1 protein-coding gene is annotated in these 279 nt (G+C 58.1%); it reads left to right on the plus strand.

The annotated features are described in order from the left end of the window. Positions 1-279 (plus strand): cytochrome c1 (locus tag SB753_RS36640; protein ID WP_410805021.1); only part of this gene is annotated, 279 nt, incomplete at both ends.

Raw genomic sequence — 279 nt, forward strand, 5'->3', positions numbered from 1 at the left:
TCACGACAGATAAAGTCGGTAACACGATGACGGTTGCGATGCGACCCGACGACGCGAAAGCGTGGTTCGGCGCGCTGCCGCCGGATCTGTCGGTGGAAGCGCGGGCAAGAAACCGCGACTGGCTGTATACGTATTTGCGCAGCTTCTACCGCGATGACACACGGCCGACCGGCTGGAACAATATCGTGTACGAGAACGTGAGCATGCCTCACGTGCTGTGGCAGCTTCAGGGGCAAAGAACGGCGAAGTTCGAAGACAAAATCGACGAACACACGAAGG

The sequence above is a fragment of the Paraburkholderia sp. SIMBA_053 genome, from assembly GCF_046534895.1.
Classification (GTDB): Bacteria; Pseudomonadota; Gammaproteobacteria; order Burkholderiales; family Burkholderiaceae; genus Paraburkholderia; species Paraburkholderia caledonica.